16 protein-coding genes are annotated in these 19,986 nt (G+C 68.0%); 5 read left to right on the top strand and 11 right to left on the bottom strand.

Annotated elements, in window-relative coordinates; all coding sequences use genetic code 11:
- Positions 1-39 precede the first annotated feature (39 nt).
- Together JL811_RS20085 and JL811_RS19155 are read left to right on the top strand one after the other, a co-directional pair.
- Positions 40-1,584 (top strand): DUF2793 domain-containing protein, encoded by a 1,545-nt coding sequence (locus tag JL811_RS20085; protein WP_237685080.1) that lies wholly within the window; start codon positions 40-42, stop codon positions 1,582-1,584.
- A gap of 11 nt (positions 1,585-1,595) precedes the next feature.
- Positions 1,596-1,910: a hypothetical protein gene (locus tag JL811_RS19155; RefSeq protein WP_202690316.1), complete on the top strand. Its 315-nt coding sequence runs from the start codon at positions 1,596-1,598 to the stop codon at positions 1,908-1,910.
- Between the two features lie 19 nt (positions 1,911-1,929).
- Here the strand turns inward: JL811_RS19155 and rfbC are convergent, their stop codons facing one another.
- From rfbC to JL811_RS19110, 9 genes are all read right to left on the bottom strand, one after another.
- Positions 1,930-2,484, bottom strand: a complete 555-nt coding sequence (rfbC, locus tag JL811_RS19150; RefSeq protein ID WP_202690315.1) for a dTDP-4-dehydrorhamnose 3,5-epimerase — start codon at positions 2,482-2,484, stop codon at positions 1,930-1,932.
- 115 nt (positions 2,485-2,599) lie between these two features.
- Complete coding sequence (locus JL811_RS19145; protein WP_202690314.1) at positions 2,600-3,817, bottom strand: glycosyltransferase family 4 protein; 1,218 nt, start codon at positions 3,815-3,817, stop codon at positions 2,600-2,602.
- Positions 3,804-4,781: a glycosyltransferase gene (locus tag JL811_RS19140; protein WP_202690313.1), complete on the bottom strand. Its 978-nt coding sequence runs from the start codon at positions 4,779-4,781 to the stop codon at positions 3,804-3,806. The genes JL811_RS19145 and JL811_RS19140 overlap by 14 nt, the downstream gene beginning before the upstream one ends.
- Entirely contained in the window at positions 4,774-5,673 is a 900-nt protein-coding gene (gene rfbA, locus JL811_RS19135; protein WP_202690327.1) for a glucose-1-phosphate thymidylyltransferase RfbA, read from the bottom strand. The genes JL811_RS19140 and rfbA overlap by 8 nt, the downstream gene beginning before the upstream one ends.
- Before the next feature lie 2 nt (positions 5,674-5,675).
- On the bottom strand, positions 5,676-6,557 hold the full coding sequence (gene rfbD, locus JL811_RS19130) for a dTDP-4-dehydrorhamnose reductase (RefSeq protein WP_337924775.1): 882 nt from the start codon (positions 6,555-6,557) through the stop codon (positions 5,676-5,678).
- 11 nt (positions 6,558-6,568) lie between these two features.
- Positions 6,569-7,618, bottom strand: a complete 1,050-nt coding sequence (gene rfbB / locus JL811_RS19125) for a dTDP-glucose 4,6-dehydratase (RefSeq protein ID WP_202690312.1) — start codon at positions 7,616-7,618, stop codon at positions 6,569-6,571.
- A 57-nt stretch (positions 7,619-7,675) separates the two neighbouring features.
- Positions 7,676-8,842 (bottom strand): nucleotide sugar dehydrogenase, encoded by a 1,167-nt coding sequence (locus tag JL811_RS19120; RefSeq protein WP_202690311.1) that lies wholly within the window; start codon positions 8,840-8,842, stop codon positions 7,676-7,678.
- 101 nt (positions 8,843-8,943) lie between these two features.
- Positions 8,944-10,140, bottom strand: coding sequence for a hypothetical protein (locus JL811_RS19115; protein ID WP_202690310.1), 1,197 nt, complete (start codon positions 10,138-10,140; stop codon positions 8,944-8,946).
- A gap of 205 nt (positions 10,141-10,345) precedes the next feature.
- Complete coding sequence (locus JL811_RS19110; RefSeq protein WP_202690309.1) at positions 10,346-11,221, bottom strand: ABC transporter permease; 876 nt, start codon at positions 11,219-11,221, stop codon at positions 10,346-10,348.
- Between the two features lie 453 nt (positions 11,222-11,674).
- Between JL811_RS19110 and JL811_RS19105 the strand changes: the two genes are divergently transcribed.
- On the top strand, positions 11,675-12,886 hold the full coding sequence (locus JL811_RS19105) for a KpsE/RkpR family capsule polysaccharide export protein (protein WP_237685079.1): 1,212 nt from the start codon (positions 11,675-11,677) through the stop codon (positions 12,884-12,886).
- A gap of 43 nt (positions 12,887-12,929) precedes the next feature.
- Positions 12,930-13,586 carry an ABC transporter ATP-binding protein gene (locus JL811_RS19100; RefSeq protein ID WP_202690308.1) on the top strand — a complete coding sequence of 219 codons (657 nt, stop codon included), beginning with the start codon at positions 12,930-12,932 and terminating at the stop codon, positions 13,584-13,586.
- A gap of 54 nt (positions 13,587-13,640) precedes the next feature.
- Here JL811_RS19100 and JL811_RS19095 read toward each other — a convergent pair whose 3' ends face one another.
- Both JL811_RS19095 and JL811_RS19090 read right to left on the bottom strand, forming a co-directional pair.
- On the bottom strand, positions 13,641-15,974 hold the full coding sequence (locus JL811_RS19095; RefSeq protein WP_202690307.1) for a glycosyltransferase family 2 protein: 2,334 nt from the start codon (positions 15,972-15,974) through the stop codon (positions 13,641-13,643).
- A gap of 17 nt (positions 15,975-15,991) precedes the next feature.
- The gene (locus tag JL811_RS19090) at positions 15,992-18,304 is read right to left on the bottom strand and encodes a glycosyltransferase family 10 domain-containing protein (RefSeq protein WP_202690306.1); all 2,313 of its coding nucleotides are present in this window, start codon (positions 18,302-18,304) and stop codon (positions 15,992-15,994) included.
- 235 nt (positions 18,305-18,539) lie between these two features.
- Between JL811_RS19090 and JL811_RS19085 the strand changes: the two genes are divergently transcribed.
- On the top strand, positions 18,540-19,986 hold a 1,447-nt coding region (locus tag JL811_RS19085; RefSeq protein WP_202690305.1), incomplete at its 3' end, for a glycosyltransferase 61 family protein.

The raw sequence follows: 19,986 nt of genomic DNA, 5'->3' as shown, positions 1-19,986 counted from the left end.
GGCCGCCAGACTGCGGCCGGTCAGCCGAGAGGACCCGCGATGCCGAACGACGCCTCCACGATACTCGCCCTGCCCTATATCCTGCCCTCCCAGGCCCAGAAACATGTCACCCATAACGAGGCGCTGCGCAGGCTTGACCTGCTGGTGCAGCTGACGGTCCTGAGCCGTCAGCTGACGGTCCCGCCGGCCGATCCGCCCGAGGGCGCGCGCTATATCGTTCCCGCCGGGGCGGGCGGGGCCTTTGCCGGGCAGGAGGGCCGCATCGCCCTGCGCGAGACCGCAGACTGGGCCTTTTTTCCCCCGCAGCCGGGCTGGCAGGCCGTGGTGCTGGAGGAGGACGGCGCGGTTCTGGGCTTTGACGGCACCGCCTGGGTGGGCCCCGAGACGCGGGTGCAGCGCGCGATGGGGCTGGGCATCGCCACAGAGGCCGATGACAGCAACCGGCTGGCCGTCGCGGGGGAGGCCACGCTTCTGACCCATGACGGGGCGGGGCATCAGCTGAAGATCAACAAGGCCGCCGCCGCCGAAACCGCAAGCCTTCTGTTCCAGACCGGCTGGTCGGGCCGGGCCGAGATGGGCACGACCGGCAGTGACGCCTTCGAGATCAAGACCAGCGCCGACGGGATGGTTTTCCAGACCGCGCTGCGGGCCGATCCCGCGACCGGGCGGGTCGCTCTGCCCCTTGGCTGTGATCTGGCCGGGGGCAGCGCCGCCCAGCCGGGTCTGGCCTTTGCCGGAGGGGCGGCGACCGGGGTCTTTGCGGCCGGGGCCGGGGCGATCGGGCTGGCCACCGGGGGCCTCTCCCGCGCGGTGCTGAGTGCGGAGGGGCTGGATCTGACCGTGCCGGTGACCGGCACGGCCGTCACGCAAAGCCCGGTCGATGGCACATCGGGGCGGCTGATGAAGGTGGGGGATTTCGGGCTCGGGGCCTTCGGCGTCCTGCTGGCCGGGTCCACTCCGCTCAAGGATCGCAATCTTGCCTCGGGCCGCTATTGCTATGCCAGCATCAACATTCCCGATGCGCCCGATGCCTCGGCCTGGATCCACACGCTGGATGTGATCGCGGTTCCCTCCTCGGTGGTGGGGGGCGGGAATGTCCGGCGCAGCTGGATCGCCACCCGGGTGACCTCGGGCGGATCGCAGAAGATATGGCTGGGGGTCAACCAGAATGACAACCCGATCACCTGGCGGGAAATCCTTCATGCCGGAGCCCTTCTGGGCACGGTCAGCCAGTCGGGAGGCCTGCCGACCGGGGCCGTGATCGAACGGGGCGGCAATGCCAATGGCGACTATGTGCGGTTTGCGGATGGCACGCAGATCTGCACGCTGGGCCTTGCGGCCAGCCTTGCCATCGGGACCGGTTTCATGGGCGGGTTCCGCTCGGCAGCCCAGACATGGACCTTTCCCGCCGTCTTTGCCGCCGCCCCGGTGCTGCAGGCCATGGCGGGGGATCTGACCGCTTTCGGCGCGATCGGCACGGATGCCCCCGCCACGACCTCGGCGCAATGGGCAGTCACCGCGATCACCGCGCAAGGCGCGGCGATGCGGGCCGTATCCCTGACCGCCACCGGCCGCTGGTTCTGAGAGGAGACATCATGAAGATCACGCTTTCCCCGACCCGCATGGATGCCACCCTGACCGCCGCGGTCGATGGCGATGTGCTGATCCTGAATGGCGAGGTGCTGGATTTTTCCGCCGTGACCGGGGCCGCGCCGCTGGAGCGGCACGGGCATTTCTGGATCATGGGCCCGGTCCGGCGCGAAGAGGGGGAATTGCATCTGACCCTTCTGCTGCCGCATGGCGCGTGCCCGCCGCCGGAAACCCTGTTTCCCCAGCCCCTCAGGCTTGTTTCCGGGCCGGTGCCGCTGCCGCCCTTCGACAGTCCCGGGATCGGGCAGGATCCGGGCTGAAGGCCGCGCCGGAACAGGATCAGGCGAAGGGAGAGTGCAGATCCGCAAAGCTCCCGGCGCGGGCATCCTTGTCCGACAGGATGGCCCGGGCCGGGTCGATCCCCCAGTCGATGCCCAGATCGGGATCATCGAAACGGATCGCCCCCTCATGGGCCGGGGCATAGTAATCGGTGCATTTGTACAGGATTTCGGTCCCCTCCCTGCGGGTCACGAAACCATGGGCAAATCCGGCCGGTATGAACAGCTGCGCCCCGGTTTCCGCCGAAAGCCCGACCCCCGTCCAGCGGCCATAGCTGGCCGAAGACCGGCGCAGATCCACCACCACGTCCAGGATCTCCCCCTGCAGGACCTGCACAAGCTTGGCCTGCGCATGGGGCGGGGACTGGAAATGCAGCCCGCGCAGGGTGCCGGCCTCTGCCGACCAGGACCGGTTGTCCTGCACGAATTCGGCATTGATGCCCGCCTCGCTCAGGCGCTTGCGGTTCCAGCTTTCCGAAAACCAGCCCCGGCTGTCCCCGAACCGGGCCGGGACAAGCCGGAAAACCCCCTGCATCTCCATCTCTTCGATCTGCATCCGACGCCACCATCCCCTGTGTACGGTCAGCCCGCCCGGGACCATGGCATCTTTGGCCAGACCGGAAAAGTGACTTCGGCACGCAATAGGGCCCGCAGGCCATCACGCAGTGGGGTCATCGCCGGCCTGCGGCAGGCCCCTGTCCTTTTTCCAGCAGGATGCCCAGCAGCCCGGCCATGCGGTCCTGCCAGACCGGAAAGGAAAACCGCCCGGCCCAGGCGGCCCGGATCCGTTCGGAGGCGGCGGGACCCTCTTGCCGCGCCCTTTCGGTCAGCGCGACGATCCGCGCTGCCGCCTCATGCGGATCGTCCGCCGGAAAGGTGACGGCCATCGGATGGGCCGCGACGATTTCAGCCATGCCGGGAATATCGGTACTGGCCAGCGGCAGCCCGGCCTCGAAAGTCTCAAGCGCCGCGATCGGCATGCCTTCATAGCGCGAGGTCATCAGAAAGAGATCCGCCGCCTGCAACAGCGGGCGGATGTCACGCAGCGGTCCCAGAAAGCGCAGCCTCTGCGCGGTGTCTTCGGTCTTCTCTGCGGGCGTCAGCCCCGCAATCCGGGCAAAGCGGCGCCGGAAGGCGGGCCGGTCCGTTCCGCCGCCGCAAAGCCAGAGCCGGTAGTCCGCCGGCAGATGGGCCAGGATGCGGGCAGCGGTGGCATGATCCTTCTGATAGCCGCTGCGCCCCGTCATCACCACCAGCGGGGGGCCGGAAGCGGCCGCCGTCCGGGGCAGCGGTCCGAGATCGGAACAGTTCCCGATCACATGCACCCGGTGCCGGGCCAGATGCCCGCCCCGGTCTGTCGCGGCGGCAAAATGCTCCGCAGCCTCCTGCGACAGGAACAGCAGATGATGCGGCGGCATCAGGCGCAGAAAGGCGGTTTCAAGATGCCGGGCGATGGCGGCGGGCAGCGGGCGGTGCCCGGGGCCGAAAGGCAGGCCGTGAAAGGTGATGGCCAGCGGCGGCAGGGACTGCCCGCGCCGGTGCCGCCAGACCGCGACCAGCCGCATCAGCAGCACGGCCATCCGCGCATGGGCCCAGACCAGATCGGGGGGGGCGGGGTCGCCCCGGCGCAGAGGCGCCATATGCCGCGCCAGCCCGCGCAGGGCCCGCAGGGCGCGCAGCGGCGACAGCGTGCTGCGCAGCCCCGGCTGTTCGACATGCGCCCCGCCAAGGGCCGTGACGAAATCGTATCCCCCCGCATTGCGGTCCGACAGCACGGTAAAGCGCGCCTGCCCCGCCAGCGCGCGCATCAGTTGCGCCAGATAGGTCGGCACGCCCGAAAGCCCGCCATCCCCGCCGATCAGCAGGATATGCGGCCTAGACGCGCCCAAGACAGACCGCCCCCCAGAAGCCCAGACAGCCGGAAAATCCCTGACGATGGACGCCCGCGCGTCCCATCAGCGCAATCCGGCGCGGCAGGATCGCCGCGCGCGCGGCCTCGAACAGATCGAGCCTGTGGCGGTTCTCAGGCGTCAGCCGGTCCTCGATGCGCCGCAGCGCCCGCAGATTGGCCGTGATCCGGGTGGCATAGCGGCCTTGCAGCACGCCCCGGCGCACCTTTATCGCGGCCTGCCATCCCTCTCCCTGTCCCAGCACATTCTGCCCGTGCTGGCGGTAAAGCAGTCCCGGTTCGGGATCATGGATCACCACCCCCCCCGCCCCGGTGACCAGCAGATAAAGCCACCAGTCGTGAAAGGGCACATCCCGCCCCGCCCCGGCTGTTTCCCGCGCCAGATCAAGGGCCGCGGCATTCAGAAGGATCGTGTTGCCAAGGGCGATATTCTCGACCAGCGCATTGGCAAAGGCGGGCGGGCGCGGATAGCGCCGCGACAGGCGGCGGCGGCCGCTTGCGGGCCACCAGTTGATCCGGCGGCTGCAGTAAAGCGCAGGCCGGTCGGCAGGCAGGGAGGCCAGCCGCGCCGCGCCGCGCGCCAGCTTGTCCGGGAACCAGATATCATCCTGATCGGCCAGCGCGACAAGTCCCGACCGGTCGGGACCTGTCAGCCCGGGCAGGGCCAGCAGCGACAGGAAATTGCGCACGAAACCCTGACCCGGCCCCGCGATGACACGGACAGCCCCGGCAGGGGCATGGTCCGCGCCGAAGCGCGCGATCAGGGCGGGGCTGCCATCGGCCGATCCGTCATCCCCCGCGATCAGCCGCCAGTCGATCCCGGTCTGGGCGGCGATACTGTCAAGCTGTGCGGGCAGGACCCCGGCCCCGTCGCGCACCGCCATCAGCACCGTCACAAGCGGCAGCGAAGGCAGCGGCGCGGCGGCGGCCGGGGGATCATTCACCGGGCCGGTCATGGGACAAAAGCCCCGCAAGATACCGGCCATAGTCGTTCTTGGCATAGTCCGCCGCCAGCCGCGCCAGCGCCTCGCGCCCGATCCAGCCGTTTTCAAAGGCGATCTCTTCGGGGGATCCGACCTGCAGGCCCTGCCGCCGTTCCAGCGTGCGCACGAAATTGCCCGCATCCAGCAGGCTGCCATGGGTGCCGGTATCCAGCCAGGCATAGCCGCGCCCCATCTTCTGCACCGTCAGGCTGCCCTCGGCCAGATAGGTTTCCAGCAGGGTCGTGATTTCCAGCTCTCCCCGGGCCGAGGGGCGCACGCCGCGCGCCCGCGCCGGGGCCGTGCCATCCAGAAAATAGAGCCCCGTCACCGCGAAATTCGACGCCGGTTTCGCCGGTTTCTCGATCAGCGAGACGACCTGTCCGGCCCCGTCGAAACCGACCACCCCATAACGCTCGGGATCAGAGACCTGATAGCCGAAGACCGTGCCGCCGGTCTGCTGGCGGTCAGCGGTATTCAGCATTTCCGTCAACCCCTGACCGAAGAAGATATTGTCGCCCAGAACCATGGCCGAGGGGGCGCCGTCCAGAAAGGCCTCGGCCAGCAGATAGGCCTGGGCCAGCCCGTCGGGCGAGGCCTGGGTCAGGAAGGTGAAGGACAGGCCCCACTGGCTGCCATCGCCCATCAGGCGGCGGAACTGTTCCTGATCCTGCGGCGTGGTGATGAGGGCGATCTCGCGGATCCCGGCCAGCATCAGCGCGCTCAGCGGATAATAGATCATCGGCTTGTCATAGACCGGCAGCAGCTGTTTCGAGATCCCCAGCGTGATCGGGTAAAGCCGCGTGCCCGAGCCTCCGGCCAGAATGATCCCCTTGCGGGTCGTGGTCTTGCGCATCGTCATCCCCTTGTTCCCCGGCTCTGCCCGAGTTCCGTCAATACCGCCTGCAGCCCTGCCCGCCAGTCCGGCCGCGCAAGGCCGAAAACCGCCAGCCCGGAACAGTCCAGCCGGCTGTTGGCCGGACGGCGGGCCGGGGTGGGAAAGGCCGATGTCGGGATATCGGTGATGGTGCAGGCAAGCCCCGCCTGCGCCATGATCTCCCGCGCGAAATCCGCCCAGGACAGATCCGGCGCCCCCGCGAAATGACAGGGTCCCGACAGGCCCGGATCGGCCTGCAGGCGCGCCGCGATGGTCAGGCAGGCCTGCGCGATCTCCGCCGCCGGGGTCGGGCCGCCGGTCTGGTCGGCCACCACGGTCAGACTGTCGCGCGTCTCCCCCAGCCGCAGCATGGTTTTCACGAAATTCGCGCCATGGGCCGAAAACACCCAGGAGGTGCGCAGGATGGCATGGGGACCGCCTGCGGCCCGCACGCCCTGCTCTCCGGCCAGCTTGGACCGTCCGTAAGCCCCCAGCGGGGCCGTCGGATGGTCAGGCGCGAAGGGGGCGTCGCCGTGGCCGTCAAAGACGTAATCGGTCGAGATATGGACCAGCGGCACCGCAAGCGCCGCACAGGCCCGGGCCATGGCCGCAGGAGCGGCACCATTGATGACCGTGGCGGCCGCCTCTTCGGCCTCGGCGCGGTCCACCGCCGTCCAGGCGGCGGCATTGATCACCGCCTGCGGCCGCACCGCATGAATCGCGGCGGCACAGGCGGCAGGATCCGACAGATCGGCCCGGTCGCGGCCCAGAAACACCGCATCGGGCGCAAGGCGCTGCAATTCGCGCGCCACCTGTCCGGTCTGGCCGAAAACCAGAAGCCCCGTCACGTCCTGATCAGTCACGTCCTGATCCGTCACGCCTTGACCCCCAGCCTTTCACCCACGCCCTGCCGCGCCTGCAGGGGCCGCCACCAGGCCTCGTTGTCCAGATACCATTGCACGGTCAGCGCCAGCCCTTCCTCGACCGTCACGCTGGGGCGCCAGCCCAGTTCGTCGCGGATGCGGATGGGGGCGATGGCATAGCGCGCATCATGGCCCGGGCGGTCGGCCACGAAGGTGATCTGATCGGCATAGGAACCCTGCACCCTGGGGCGCTTTTCATCCAGGATCCGGCACAGCGTCTGCACCAGTTCCAGATTGGTCCGCTCATTCTCGCCACCGATATTGTAGCTGCGCCCGACTTGGCCCTGTTGCACCACCAGCAGCAGCGCATCGGCGTGATCCTCGACATAAAGCCAGTCGCGGATGTTCGATCCATTGCCATAGATCGGCAGGGGTTTGCCCGCCAGCGCATTGAGGATCACCACCGGGATCAGCTTTTCGGGGAAATGGAAGGGGCCGTAATTGTTGGAACAATTGGTCAGCACCACCGGCAGGCCATAGGTCTCGGCCCAGGCCCGCACCAGATGGTCCGATGCGGCCTTGGACGCGGAATAGGGGCTGCGCGGATCGTAAGGCGTGGTTTCGGTGAATTTCACCGACGGATCGGCAGGCAATGAGCCGAACACCTCATCCGTGCTGATATGATGAAAGCGGAAGCCGTCCGGCCTGCCCTTGCGCGTCCAATGCGCCCGCACGGCCTCCAGCAGGGTATAGGTGCCGGTGATATTGGTCTCGATGAAGGTGCCCGGCCCGTCGATTGAGCGGTCGACATGGGATTCCGCCGCCAGATGCATCACCACATCGGGGTCATGGGCGGCAAGGATCCGGTCCAGGGCGGCGCGGTCGCGGATATCGGCCTGCTCGAAGGCGTAACCCGGCGCGTTCGAAACACTTGCCACATTGTCCAGACAGGCGGCATAGGTCAGGCAATCGACATTCACCACCGAATGCCCGTCACGGACCGCCCGCCGCACCACCGCGGATCCGATGAAGCCGGCCCCGCCGGTAACAAGGATTTTCATGCCAGAGCCACTTTCCCAAATCTGCCGTTTTGTCCTGCCACACCCGGACGGGCGGGTTCAATCCGCACCGAAGATATCGCGTGTGAAGATCTTCTCCTCGACATCGGCCAGTTCCGGCGCCCGCCGGTTGGCGATGATGACATCACAACCCGCCTTGAAGCGCGCAAGATCCCGCTCCACCGGGGAATTGAAGAAATGCGTATCGGGCAGTTGCGGCTCATAGACCGTGACCTCGACCCCCTTGGCCTTGATCCGCTTCATGATGCCCTGCACCGCGCTGTCGCGGAAATTGTCCGATCCCGATTTCATCACCAGCCGGTAGATGCCGACCCGGCGTGGCCGCCGGGCAAGGACCTGTGCGGCGATGAAATCCTTGCGCGTGCTGTTGGCATCCACAATCGCCCGGATCAGATTCTGCGGCACCGCGTCGTAATTGGCCAGAAGCTGCCGCGTGTCCTTGGGCAGACAATAGCCGCCATAGCCGAAGGAGGGGTTGTTGTAATGCGTCCCGATCCGCGGATCGAGGCCCACGCCCTCGATGATCTGGCGGCTGTCGATCCCCTGCATCAGCGCATAGCTGTCCAGCTCGTTGAAGAAGGCGACCCGCATCGCGAGATAGGTATTGGCGAACAGCTTGACCGCCTCGGCCTCGCGGCTGCCGGTCAGCAGGACCGGCACCTCCGCATCGAGGGCGGCCTCCTTCAGCAGGTCGGCAAAGATCCGCGCCGCGGGCCCGCCCCCGCCCACCACGATGCGGGACGGGTGCAGATTGTCATGCAGCGCCCGGCCTTCCCGCAGGAATTCGGGCGAGAACAGGATGCGGTCGGTCCCGAGCCGCCGGTTCAGCGCCTCGGTGAAACCGACCGGGATGGTGGATTTGATGACGATGGCCGCCCCGGGGGCCAGTGTCATGGCCGCCTCCGCCACGGCCTCGACCGAGGCCGTATCGAACCGGTTGGTCTGCGGATCATAGGAGGTGGGCGTGCAGATGACCACGAATTCAGCCCCTTTCAGGGCCTCGGCCTGGTCGGTGACCGGCATCAGGTCAAGCCCGCCCCGGTCCAGAAACCGGCCGATATCGGCATCCTCGATGGGCGACTGCCCGGCCTTGAGCGATGCGACCCGCCCGGCATCGATGTCGAAGGCCCGCACGGCATGCCGCTGCGCCAGCAGGACCGACATGGACAGGCCGACATAGCCCAGCCCCGCAACTGCAATCTTCATCCTGACCTCTTTCCCTCTTGAAACCCGCCCGGCCTTTTCCGGCGCAAGCGGCACATATCCTGTCCGTTCTGCCCGTCCGCCCCGCCTGTCCGCCCCGCCCGTCACCCGACGATCTTGCGGATCCTGCGCAGGGGGGCGGTCAGCCGGTAACTGCGCGACCGGTGGATCCGCCCGATCTCGTCCTGCAACCATGTGCGATGCCTCTCCCGCTCTTCCAGCAGGGTCTGGGTTTTCTGCAATTCGGCTGTCAGCGCCTCGACCTGTTCGGAAAATGCGCGGGCGCGGTCGTAATACCCTTCCAGATCCGCCTGCGCCTGCTGCATCCGGTGCAGCTGGTCCAGCAGCCCGTCCCGCTCTGCCCCGAGGCTGTCGATCTGCGCATGGCAGCTTTCAAGACCCTGTCCCGTCTGATGGATCTGGGCCCGCAGCTGGCGGATCATCTCCTCTTGCGCCTCGGCCGCCTTGCTGCGGCCCTGTTCAGCGCCAAGCCTGCCCTGCGTTTCAGCCTGCAAGGCGGCATCCATCCGGACCTGTTCGTGCAAAAGCGCCGCCTCTGCCGCAAGATCCGCGCGCGCGGCCTCGGCAGCGGCCAGCCGCTCCCCCTCCTGCAAAACGGCGGATTCCAGTTCCCCGATCCTTGCCGCATCGGCCGCGGACCGGCTCCGGGCCGCGTCCATCCCCTGCAGCAGGGCGGCATAGGCCGCGAAAACCGTGTCGGGCGTCTCTTCCGGGCTGGCCCCGTTGCTGGCCCCGTTGCTGGCCGAATCCGGGTTCAGGGCGCTGGCCACCAGTTCTTCGGCAAGGGCGCGGGCGGCCGGATCGCGGCGCAAGGCCTCACGGGCGATCATCCCGAGCACCGGATCCCCGGCAGGGGCCGCGGCCCGGGACGGGGCGGCTCCGGGATCGGGCTGCAGGGGCAGGCCAAGCGCTGCCGCACAGGCCGGAAGCAGGGCCGCAAGGCTTTGTTCGAAGACCAGAACCACCTGCCGCCGCCGCGCCCTGAGAAGGGCCATCAGCGGCTGGCGTGCCGCGCGCCAGTCCCCGACCGCCTGCGAAGGGGCCGCGCCCTCGGCCAGCGCCCGCGCCACCCAGTGATCGGGCCGGGGGCAAAGCAGCAGCAGCCGCAGACCCGGTTCCGCCGCCAGCGCCGTTTCAGCGGCGGCCGGATCCCCGGTGCTGCGCCATGATCCCGCCGGCAATCCGGCCAGAAGGGTGCTCAGGGCTGCCGCCTCCGTCCCGGTGCAGGACAGGGACAGGATCAGAAGGTGCGGAGGATCGGAAAGGGAACTGTCCGGCATTGCAGAGGGGCCTCGCTCGGGGTCAGGATCGGGCTTCGGGGGCGCAAAGGCGGCTGGCTGCGGATTGCGGCAACCAGGGAAGGACCGGATCGGGACAGGGCTGAAGGCAACAGGCAGGCATCATGAAACAGGTCCGGACAGGGGGGTACACTGACGTCCTATAGCGCCTGATATCCGGGATGTCAGCCGCTGATCCGGGGCCGGGTCAGGACTCGAGCAGCGTGCGATGGTGACGCCAGAGCAGCAAAAGCCCGGCCAGAAGCGTCAGACTGGCCACGCCCAGAACCAGCGTGACGCTGATGTAATCGGCGCGATACGCCCCGTAAAACCCGTCCCGCGTCACCCCGATCACATGCACCAGCGGATTGTACCACAGGATCTCCTGCGCAAAGCGCGGCATGGAATCATAGGTGAAGAAGATGCCCGAGATGATGAACATCGGCCGGGTCGCGATCTGCCAGCTGCGTTCCCAGACGGGAAAGGCCGTCATCAGATAGCAGTTGAGCGTTCCCACCCCGATCCCGAGAAAGGCGCCAAGGGAAAAGCCCAGCAGGATCACCGGCAGGTCCAGATCGGCCCGGGCACCGAAGATGATGATGATGCCGAAAAAGACGATATAGGCCACCATCATATGGGTCAGCACCGTCAGCAGGAAGCGCGCGATCAGCGCATCGAGGAAGGTGACCGCCGGATAGGCCAGCAAGGGACGCGAGAAATTGATCGAGGTGGCCATCTTGTTGGCCACGTCATTGAACAGCATGAAGGGCAGAAAGCCCGTCGCATAGAACAGCGGAAAGCTGTTGCCGATGGGGGGGGCGTTGAAGACCAGCGCAAAGCCGATCGAGAACATCGCCAGCGCTGCGACCGGTTCCAGAATGGCCCAGAGATAGCCGCCGGGCGAACGGCCATAGGTCGTGGCCATTTCACGCAGGATCAGCGCCGTGATCGTGCGCAGGCTGCGGAAACGGCGCGCGCGCAGCCCGTCCGGATCAAGCCGCGGCGGCAGGCCGGAACCGGCCTTGCGGAGCGGGGACCGCAGGCCACGGGGCGGATGGGACAAAGGCGGACTGTCTCGGGTCATCTTGCCTGCGCAAAGGAACGCTAGACCTATCACCGGCGCTGCTGTATGAAAACCCCGCTGGTAATTTGGTGCCAAGATCCTTAACAGTTGCGGCTCATCATGACCAAATTTCAAGGCAAATCCGGAAATCCCCCGATCCTGAGGGCCGTTCCCGCAGTTCGCGATCCCAAATTGCGCGACGAGGCCGCCGCAGGGCAGCCCGCGCAGGAGGACAGAGCGCAGCAGGACGGTGCACAGAAGGACGGCGCGCAGCCGGCGGCGGAACAGGACGATCCGGCGGCAAGTCCGCAGATCTCGCCCTTGCGGGCCGGGCTGGCATCGCTGCTTTCTCCTGTCCTGCCCCGTCCCGTGCTGCCCCGGCCTGCGCCCGATGGCCCTCTGGCGGGCCTGCAGCGGCCACCGGCGCGCCCTGTCACCGTCACGGGTCCGGCCCCCGGCAGGACGCCGCCGCTCATGACCGTGCCGCCTGCCGCACAGCCCGCCTCGGTGGCCCCGGCGCCGCGGCATGTCGCGCCCGGGCCGGGCAGGCCCGAAGGGCCGCCCATCGCCGCCGCCGCCGAAATCCGCCCCCGTCATCACGGTATTCTGGCCAGCTTTCTGGGGCTTGTTCTGCTGCCGGTTCTGGTCAGTGCCGCCTATCTCTGGCTGGTGGCGCAGGATCAATATGCCTCCACCCTGGGCTTTTCGGTCCGCACCGAGGAAATCTCTTCCTCGCTTGACCTGCTGGGCGGGATCACGCGCCTGTCGGGCGGGGGATCGTCGGATTCCGACATTCTTTATGACTATATCCACAGCCAGGAACTGGTCGGGGATCTCGATGCGCAGATCGGCCTGCGCGGGATCTACGCCCGGGCCTGGCCCCGGGATCCAGTCTTTGCCTTCGACCCCGACAGCACGATCGAGGATCTGGTGTCCCACTGGGAACGCAAGGTGCGGATCACCTATGATTCGAACTCGGGCCTGATGACCCTTCAGGTGCTGGCCTTCACCCCCGAGGCGGCCACCCTGATCGCGGAACATATCCTTGAACGCAGCACCGAGAAGATCAACGCGCTGGCCGCCGAGGCGCGGGACGATGCCACGCGCTATGCCCGGATCGAGATGGACCGCGCGCTGGAGCGGCTCAAGACCGCCCGAGAGGCGATGACCGGCTTTCGCATCCGTACGCAGATGGTGGATCCCGCCGCCGATCTTCAGGGCCAGATGGGCGTTCTGAACAACCTTCAGGCGCAGCTGGCCGAAAGCTATATCGAGCTGGACCTGCTGCGCGTCACGACCAACAGCACCGATCCGCGCATCATCCAGGCCGAGCAGCGTATCGTGGTGATCCGCAACCGGATCGAGGAAGAGCGCCGCAAGTTCAGCGAAAGCGAGAACATCCCGGGCGGTGAGGATTACGCCACCATGGTGTCCGAATTCGAGCGGCTGACCGTGGACCGGGAATTCGCCGAACAGGCCTATAGCGTGGCGCTGGCCTCCTATGACAGCGCTTTGGCCGAGGCGCAGCGCAAGTCGCGCTATCTGGCCGCCCATATCCGGCCGACCCAGGCCGAGAAATCCGAATATCCCCAACGCTGGACCTTGCTGGGCCTGACCGGGTTCTTCCTTTTCGCGGCCTGGGCGATCGCTGTCCTGATCTTCTACAGCATCCGCGACAGGCGCTGAGCCGGACCATGGCGCGGGCGATCATGATACGGGCTGCAGGCCGATGATCCGGCTGGAGAACATCTCCAAGTCCTATGTGCTTGACGGGGTGCGCCGGACGGTTGCCGACGGCATCAGCGTGGTCTTTCCCACCGGCACCTCTGTCGGCCTGTTCGGGCGCAACGGGGCGGGCAAATCCACCCTGCTGCGCATCATCGCCGGAACCATCAGGCCCACATCGGGCCGGATTCTCAGCGATGGCACGATTTCCTGGCCGGTGGGCTTTGCGGGCAGTTTTCATGGCGAACTGACCGGGGCGCAGAATACCAGCTTCATCGCCCGCGTCTATGGTGTGGACACCGATGCGCTGACCGCCTTTGTCGAGGATTTCGCCGAGCTGGGCCCCCATTTCCACATGCCCTTCCGCACCTATTCCTCGGGGATGCGGTCGCGGCTGGCCTTCGGGGTCAGCATGGGGATCCGTTTCGACACCTATCTGGTGGATGAGGTGACAAGCGTCGGCGACGCGGCCTTCCGCAAGAAAAGCGAAGAGGTGTTCAACGCCCGGATGCATGACAGCGGCGCCATCGTCGTGTCGCATTCGATGGAACTGATGCGGCGGCTCTGCACCATGGGAATGGTGCTGGAAAAGGGCCGGCTGGTCGTCTTTGACGATATCGAACAGGCCATCCGCCACCATCTTGGCAACATGAAGGTCTGATCCCGCCCCCCCGGCGGCCCGCCCGCAGCCCCCAGCGGCAGCCCCTGCCGCAGTTCAGGCCCGGAACAGGGTCATCTCCATGATCTCCGACATCAGGCGGCGCAATTCCTGGCGCGTCTCGGGCACCGGCAGGTCGGGCAGGGTCGCGGGGTCGCGCGGCACCATGAACCCCTCCCCCAGCCCGGCCAGCAGCGCCCCGGGCGACAGATGCGCCGCGACATGGGCCGAGACCGCCTTTGACTGCGCGGCAAGCCAGTCCGGCCCGATGCCGCGCAGGATCGCCTCGAGATGTTCGCCATTCCACCATTCCACGGTGCCGGGCGGACAGAGATCGGCCAGCGACAGCGCCGGGTGCAGATAGTTGCGATGCGCCAGCACCGGCAGCCCCGCCGCCATGGCCGAGATCAGCGGCCCCGTCTCGGGCCAGGGGAACCCGTGCAGGAACAGCGTGGCCCCCGCCGCCCGCAGATCGGCCCCGATATCCCCACCTGTTCCGGAACCACCCGTTGCGGCATCGGGCAGATGGACAAAGGCCCCGGCCGGGATCCCGCGCCGGATCATCTCCTTGCGGAGGCGGTTCAGAAGTGCCGCAGAGAGCGGGCCTGCATGAATATGGCGCTGCGCCCCCGAGGCCAGCAGAAGCGGCACGATCATGCTGAGCGTGTAATCGTAACTCCCTTCTGCGCGGTCGGCGGTCAGCGTTGCCGTTGCCGTAACCGTCTCGCGGTCCGCCGTCAGGGGGTCGGGGGCGGCGGCAGCGGGCAGAAGGCGCGGCAGATGCAGGATCTGGCGGTTGGGGGACAGCTTGTGGAACCAGGCCATGTCATAGGGTCTGCGGGCGACATAACCATCCAGCGCATAGGAATGGACGCAAGGCAGATAGCCGGTGTCGTAACTGCCCAGCAGATGGATATGGGGCGCATGTTCGCGCCGCAGCCCGGCCATGATCGCCACATCGTTGCGCAGGGGATTGACCAGAATCCGCGAGGGTCTGAGCCGGGCGACATGCCAGATCAGCCAGGCCGTCTTTTCGACAAGGCTTGTCTGGGTGTTCAGCAACAGCTCCACATCAGGGCCGACACGGGCCTGGATATCCGCCATCGAGGGCAGGATTTCGGTGGAAATGATCACGAGCTTTGCCCGGCCGCGCCAGAGTTCGATCATCTCCCGCGTGGTCTGCCAGGTTTCGTCCTGCGCTCCGGCCATGCCCGAAACGATCAGCACGACCGGGCCTGCCGCGGCCTCCGCAGGGTCGGCGGCCACCGGCAGGATATTCTGCCGGGTCGCGATCAGCCCGCCGATATGGGCACAGTGCCAGTCGATTTCAGGGCAGGAAAGCCGCCGCGACCGGGCGGCACGCGCGATGTTGCGGTCATAGCCGATGGCGGTCAGAAACCGGTGGACCAGACGCAGCGCATCCTCGTGACTGCCCTGCGCCGTCAGGGCGGTCAGCTGGGTTTCCAGATCGAGGATGCCGGAGATCCGGCTGATCTCGGTCAGCCGCTGGCGGGGCTGCCCCGCCACCTGATCGGGGTGAAGGGAAATCGGGCGCAGCGCGGTCGGGGCATAGGCCGCGATCGCGGCCAGCCGCCCGGCCAGATATTCCGCCGCCGCCGGTTCTCCCATATCGGACAGATAGCCATGTTCGGACAGCTGGTTGTAAAGCCTGTTCAGCAGGCGCTGACGCCCCGGCCAGTCCAGCCCGGTCCAGATGCCGCCGCGATGGTCATCATAGACCGACATGGTCTGCGCCAGATAGAAGATCCCGCCCTGCGCGGCATGGATGAACAGGCGGACCATGTCGCCGCGCACCTCGCGCAGGATCGCGGGGACCGTGACCTGCCCGGTGCCGGGGTTGCGGAACCGGTTGCGGAACAGCATGGCACTGGTGTGGAAATAGAGGCCGCCGGTCAGGAAATCCTCCAGCTGCAGGACCTGTTTCGGCGGATCCTGCTGCGGATGGAAACTTTCGCTGCCATCTTCCGAGGCGCGCAGGATGGTCCGGTGCGCCACCCCCGCCAGCTCCGGATGCGCCTCGAGGATCGCCACCTGACGGCTGAGCTTGTCAGGGTCTATCCAGAAATCATCCCCGTCGAGAACATGGTAATAACGCCCCTGCGCCGCCTCGAGGGCCGTCACGAAAGCGCCCGCATTGCCCAGATTGGTCTCGGAACGGATCACCCTGAGACTGAAGCCCGGGCGGGCGGCGGCGGCGACCTCGGCCGTCACGATCCCGGCGCTGCCATCACTGGAGGCATCATCCATCAGGATGATCTCGACCGGCTGCGTGAGGCTCTGCTCCAGCACCGAGCGGATCGCCCGGCGGATGAAGACAGCCTCGTTATGGCACAAAAGCAGGACACTGACGACAGGACGGGACTCGGACATGGGGTTCCTTCTTTCGGTCAGACGACAGTTGCGCTGTCGGCCGCGTCAATGAACAGGTTGAATTCCTCAAGACAGGCATCGGCCAGCCGCTGGCGCTCGGCAAGGATCAGCGCCGGGTCGCGCAACCGCGCCAGCAGGTCCTGTGCGGCCTCACGCCAGGCCTCGGCCAGGACCAGATCCGGCACGAAAGCCGCGATCCGGGCCGCGGCCATATCGGGCGCGCAGAACCGCGTGTTCAGCATCGCCTCGGGCGGGATCAGATCGGGCAGCCGGTGCCCGGCATCGGCAAACACCACCGGGATGGCCCCGACCGCGAAGGCGTCAAAGGGCTTTTCGGTGATATAATCGGCCTGCAGCGTGTTCTCATAGGCGCCGCAAAGCCGGACCTGCCCATGCAGGCGTGCCAGCTTGTCCAGATGCCAGTCCGGCAGATCCTGCCGGCGGGTCATGGTGCCGGGCCAGCCCTGCCCCAGGCGCAGCACCCGCTCTCCGGGAACAAGATCCGCCACGCGGCTGCGGTACAGACTGAGCCCCATGACCCCCTCGGCGGGGAAGGCGGCTGCATAATCCGGTGTCACGCGGCGTTCGGCGACGAAGGCGGCCTGCCAGGGCACGGTCTGCCAGTGCCGCAGCAATGCCCCGGGCGACAGCGCGGCAAAGGCCGCGGTCAGCAGCGCATAGCGCGCCGCGAAACGGTCATCGCTCAGGATGAACCAGGGCAGGCTGTGGAAGCGGAAGATGCCGGAATTGGCATGGTTCAGATGGCGGTAAGGCAGCTGCACCCCGTCGCCGCAGTCCAGCAGCCGGTCGCGTGGCGCCAGCCCGCCGCTCCACAGGCTGTCCCAGAGCGGCTCTTCGGACAGGACCACAAGGCGCGGGCGCACCCCGTCGCGCCAGAGGGCCGCCAGAAGGTCGCGATTGTCCTCCAGATCACGGTTCCAGCCGGTCACGACCAGATCGGCCTCTTCGGCGCGCCCGACAAAGGTCATGCGCCCTGCCAGATGACAGCGCAGCGGCGCATAGGCCAGAGGTGTCCGCTGCCCGCGCGGACCCAGCAGAAAGACCCGGAGGGGCCTGGCGCCCAGTCCGGTACGGTTTTCTGTCCCGCTTCCGATCTGGCCCCCGGTCAGGATTGTTGCCCTGTCCCGGACAGGACGGCGGGTGGGCAGCAGGCCCCGCCCGCGCAACAGGGTGACGATCCCGTCAAACCGCGCGCAGGCCGGGCTGTCCTCGCCCAGGGTCCGGCGCGCAAGGCCGATCAGCCGCCAGGCCGCCGCCGATTGCGGACCGGGGGCCAGCGCCAGATCCGCGCCATGGCCGCTCAGCAGATCGCCTGCGGCCTGCTGCAGCACCCGTTCCGCCTCGGCGGCAAGCAGGGTACCGCGCCCCGACAGGCGCTGCAGGAGCGGGCCGAGCAGGCCCTGTCCCGCCCCGGTCACCGTCCCGTTCCCCGCGCCGGGGGCCGTCATCGGGGCGGCGGCGGCAAGGATGCGGGATCCCACCGCCGGGTCCGCCCGCTCCGTCAGACAGGACAGCACATCATGGACCATGCGCCCCGGCCCATAAAGCAGCCCCAGCCCCGCCCCCGCCTGACGCATCGCCGCCAGCCGTTCAGGATCGGCCGCGATATCCGCCAGCCGCGCAGGCAGGTCTGACCGTGCCGCCCCGGACCCGTCATGCAGGACTGCCGCCGCCTGCCAGAGCGCCCCGTCCCCGGGCAGAAGCGGGCCGGCAGTCGACAGGACCGGGATCAGCCCCGCCGCCAAGGCGGCCCAGAGCCGGGGATGGTTGCCGCCATCGGTGCAGACCGCAAAGGCCCCGGCGGGGCCCTCCCCCGCAACCGGGGGCATCCCGGGGCCGGATATGGCGGGGCCGGGCAAGGCCGGGAAAGGATGCAGGCGCAGGCCAGGCGCCTGCGGCAGGCTGCTTTGCCCCGGCATCGTCCCGGGCCAGAAGACATCACTCACCCCGGCCGAAACCAGGGCATCCAGATGGTCGGGCAGGCCCGGATGGGTGCAAAGCGTCACCACCCCCACCCCCTGCGGAACCGCGGCGCAGAGCGTCCGGTAGGCACTGCGCAGATAGGGGGCCTCCAGCGATTGCGGGGCGCCGAGACTGTCGAAATAGGCCGACCATGGGAAGCCCAGATAGGCCGGCAGTCCGGGGGTTTCCGGATCGGTCAGCGGACCACAGTCCAGCAGAAGATCCAGCGCGCCCCGTTCCGTTGCATCCTGCGGCCGCCAGCCGCGCCGCGTGACCAGAATACCGCCATGACGGCCGGATCCGGTCTTGCAGGCCTCCGGGTGCCGGTCCGGCTGGTCATGCAGCATCTGTCTTCCTTCCCGCCTGCCCGGGCATCACGGCCGCCACCCGGAAATCCGGTTGCCCGACAGGCCGGTATCCTGCAGGCAGGGCAATGCCTCTGTCTTCAGCCTCTAATCAGGCCGGAACGGGGTTGCAACCGCCTTGCAGGCAGCGCAGGCCCTGACCGGGCTTTCGGTCATTGCAAGGGGCGGAATTCTGCCGCACATCACGGCAAGCGGCACAACAGGGGGAACGGGAACAATGCGCAAAACGGCCTTCCCCGAGGAGATCGCAGCCGAAGCCGGTCCCGCCGGGCCTGGGGATATTCCGCGCCCCCGGGTGTCGTCCCTGCAGCACCTGCCCCTGTCGTCGCGTCGCGTGATGCGGCCGCCCCGGCAGATCCTGCATCTTGAGGCGGCGCTGGTTCCGGCAGGCCGCGCGATCTGCCGCACCGCCCGGGGCGACTGGCTGGCCCTCACCGCAGGCGAGGCGGATCAGCCCCCGCCACAGGAAAATCCCGCAATCCGCGAAGTTCCGGCGGCAATCGCCGGGACCGGCGGGCGGGCAGATCAGGAGCTGGCAAAGGCGGGGTTGGCCAAGGCGGGGTTGGCGGCAGGAGAGCGTAGCGCCTGGACGGGTTTCCTGACCGGCACGCTGCCGCGCATCCTGCTGGCGGCCCGGATGGCCCCGGCGGGAACCCCGGTGCTGGTCGATGCCGATCTGCCCCCGGTCTGCCGGGCGGCCCTCGGTCTGTGCCTGCCCGGCCATCCCCTGCGCGATCTGGTCCCCGGCGAGCAGCTTCGCATCGGCAGGCTGTATGCGGCCCTGACCGGGGATCCGGAGGATCTGACCCTGTCCCCCGCCGATATGAACCTGCTGTCCGGTTTGCGGGCGGCAGGGACCGGCCGGGCCGCGGCGGGGGAGCGGCTGTTGCTCTGGTCATCTGAAACGGCACGGACATTGCGCAATGCCACCCCCCTGCGACACGCGCTGGAGGCCCGCGGCTGCGTCACGCTGGACATGACCGGCATGGCCCTGCCCGAACGGATCGCAGCGCTTCGGAGCGCGCGCGCGGTGGTTCTGGCCGATCCGGCCCTGCTGGGCGATGCGCTGCTGGCCCCGGGCGGCGCGCAGATGTTTGCGCTGCTGCCGGAAGGCACGGATCTGCATCGCTGGTCGCTGGCGGGACAGCTTGGCGGGCACCGGATGACCGTAGTTCTCGGCTCGGCGCGCTATCACCGGCTGCGCAGGCGGTTCCTGCCGCATGGGCTGCGCGGAGAACAGGTCTTCCATGTCGATCCGCATCTGATCCTGCCTTTCCTGCCGGCCCCCCCGGCCCCGCCGCAGGATCTGTCCCCGACAGCCCTGCTGGACGCGCTTTATGGCGCGTCTTTCGAGGCGGATGTTCTGACGGGGGCCTGGGCGGTGCATGCGGGGCCGACCCCTGCGGGGTTCGAGGACCGTCTGCGGGCGCTGCGCGGGCAGGCGGCGCGGCGGCTGGCGGAGGCGCCCGAGGCCGAGATCAGCGCCGTTTCCGGCCATGCCTTCTTTGCCGATTTCGCCCGCAACATCCGCTCGGGCTTTCCGGTTCTGGCCGGGTTCACGGCCTGGGAGGCGGCGGCGGCCGAGCAGCTGCGCCGGTCCTTTGCAGGGCAGGAGGCCGGAGAGGGGCCTTTGGCCGCAGCGGCGCTGACGGGGGCAGCGGGGG

Source organism: Szabonella alba (assembly GCF_016765775.1).
Classification (GTDB): Bacteria; Pseudomonadota; Alphaproteobacteria; order Rhodobacterales; family Rhodobacteraceae; genus Szabonella; species Szabonella alba.
This window is presented reverse-complemented; position numbering and strand designations above follow the sequence as displayed.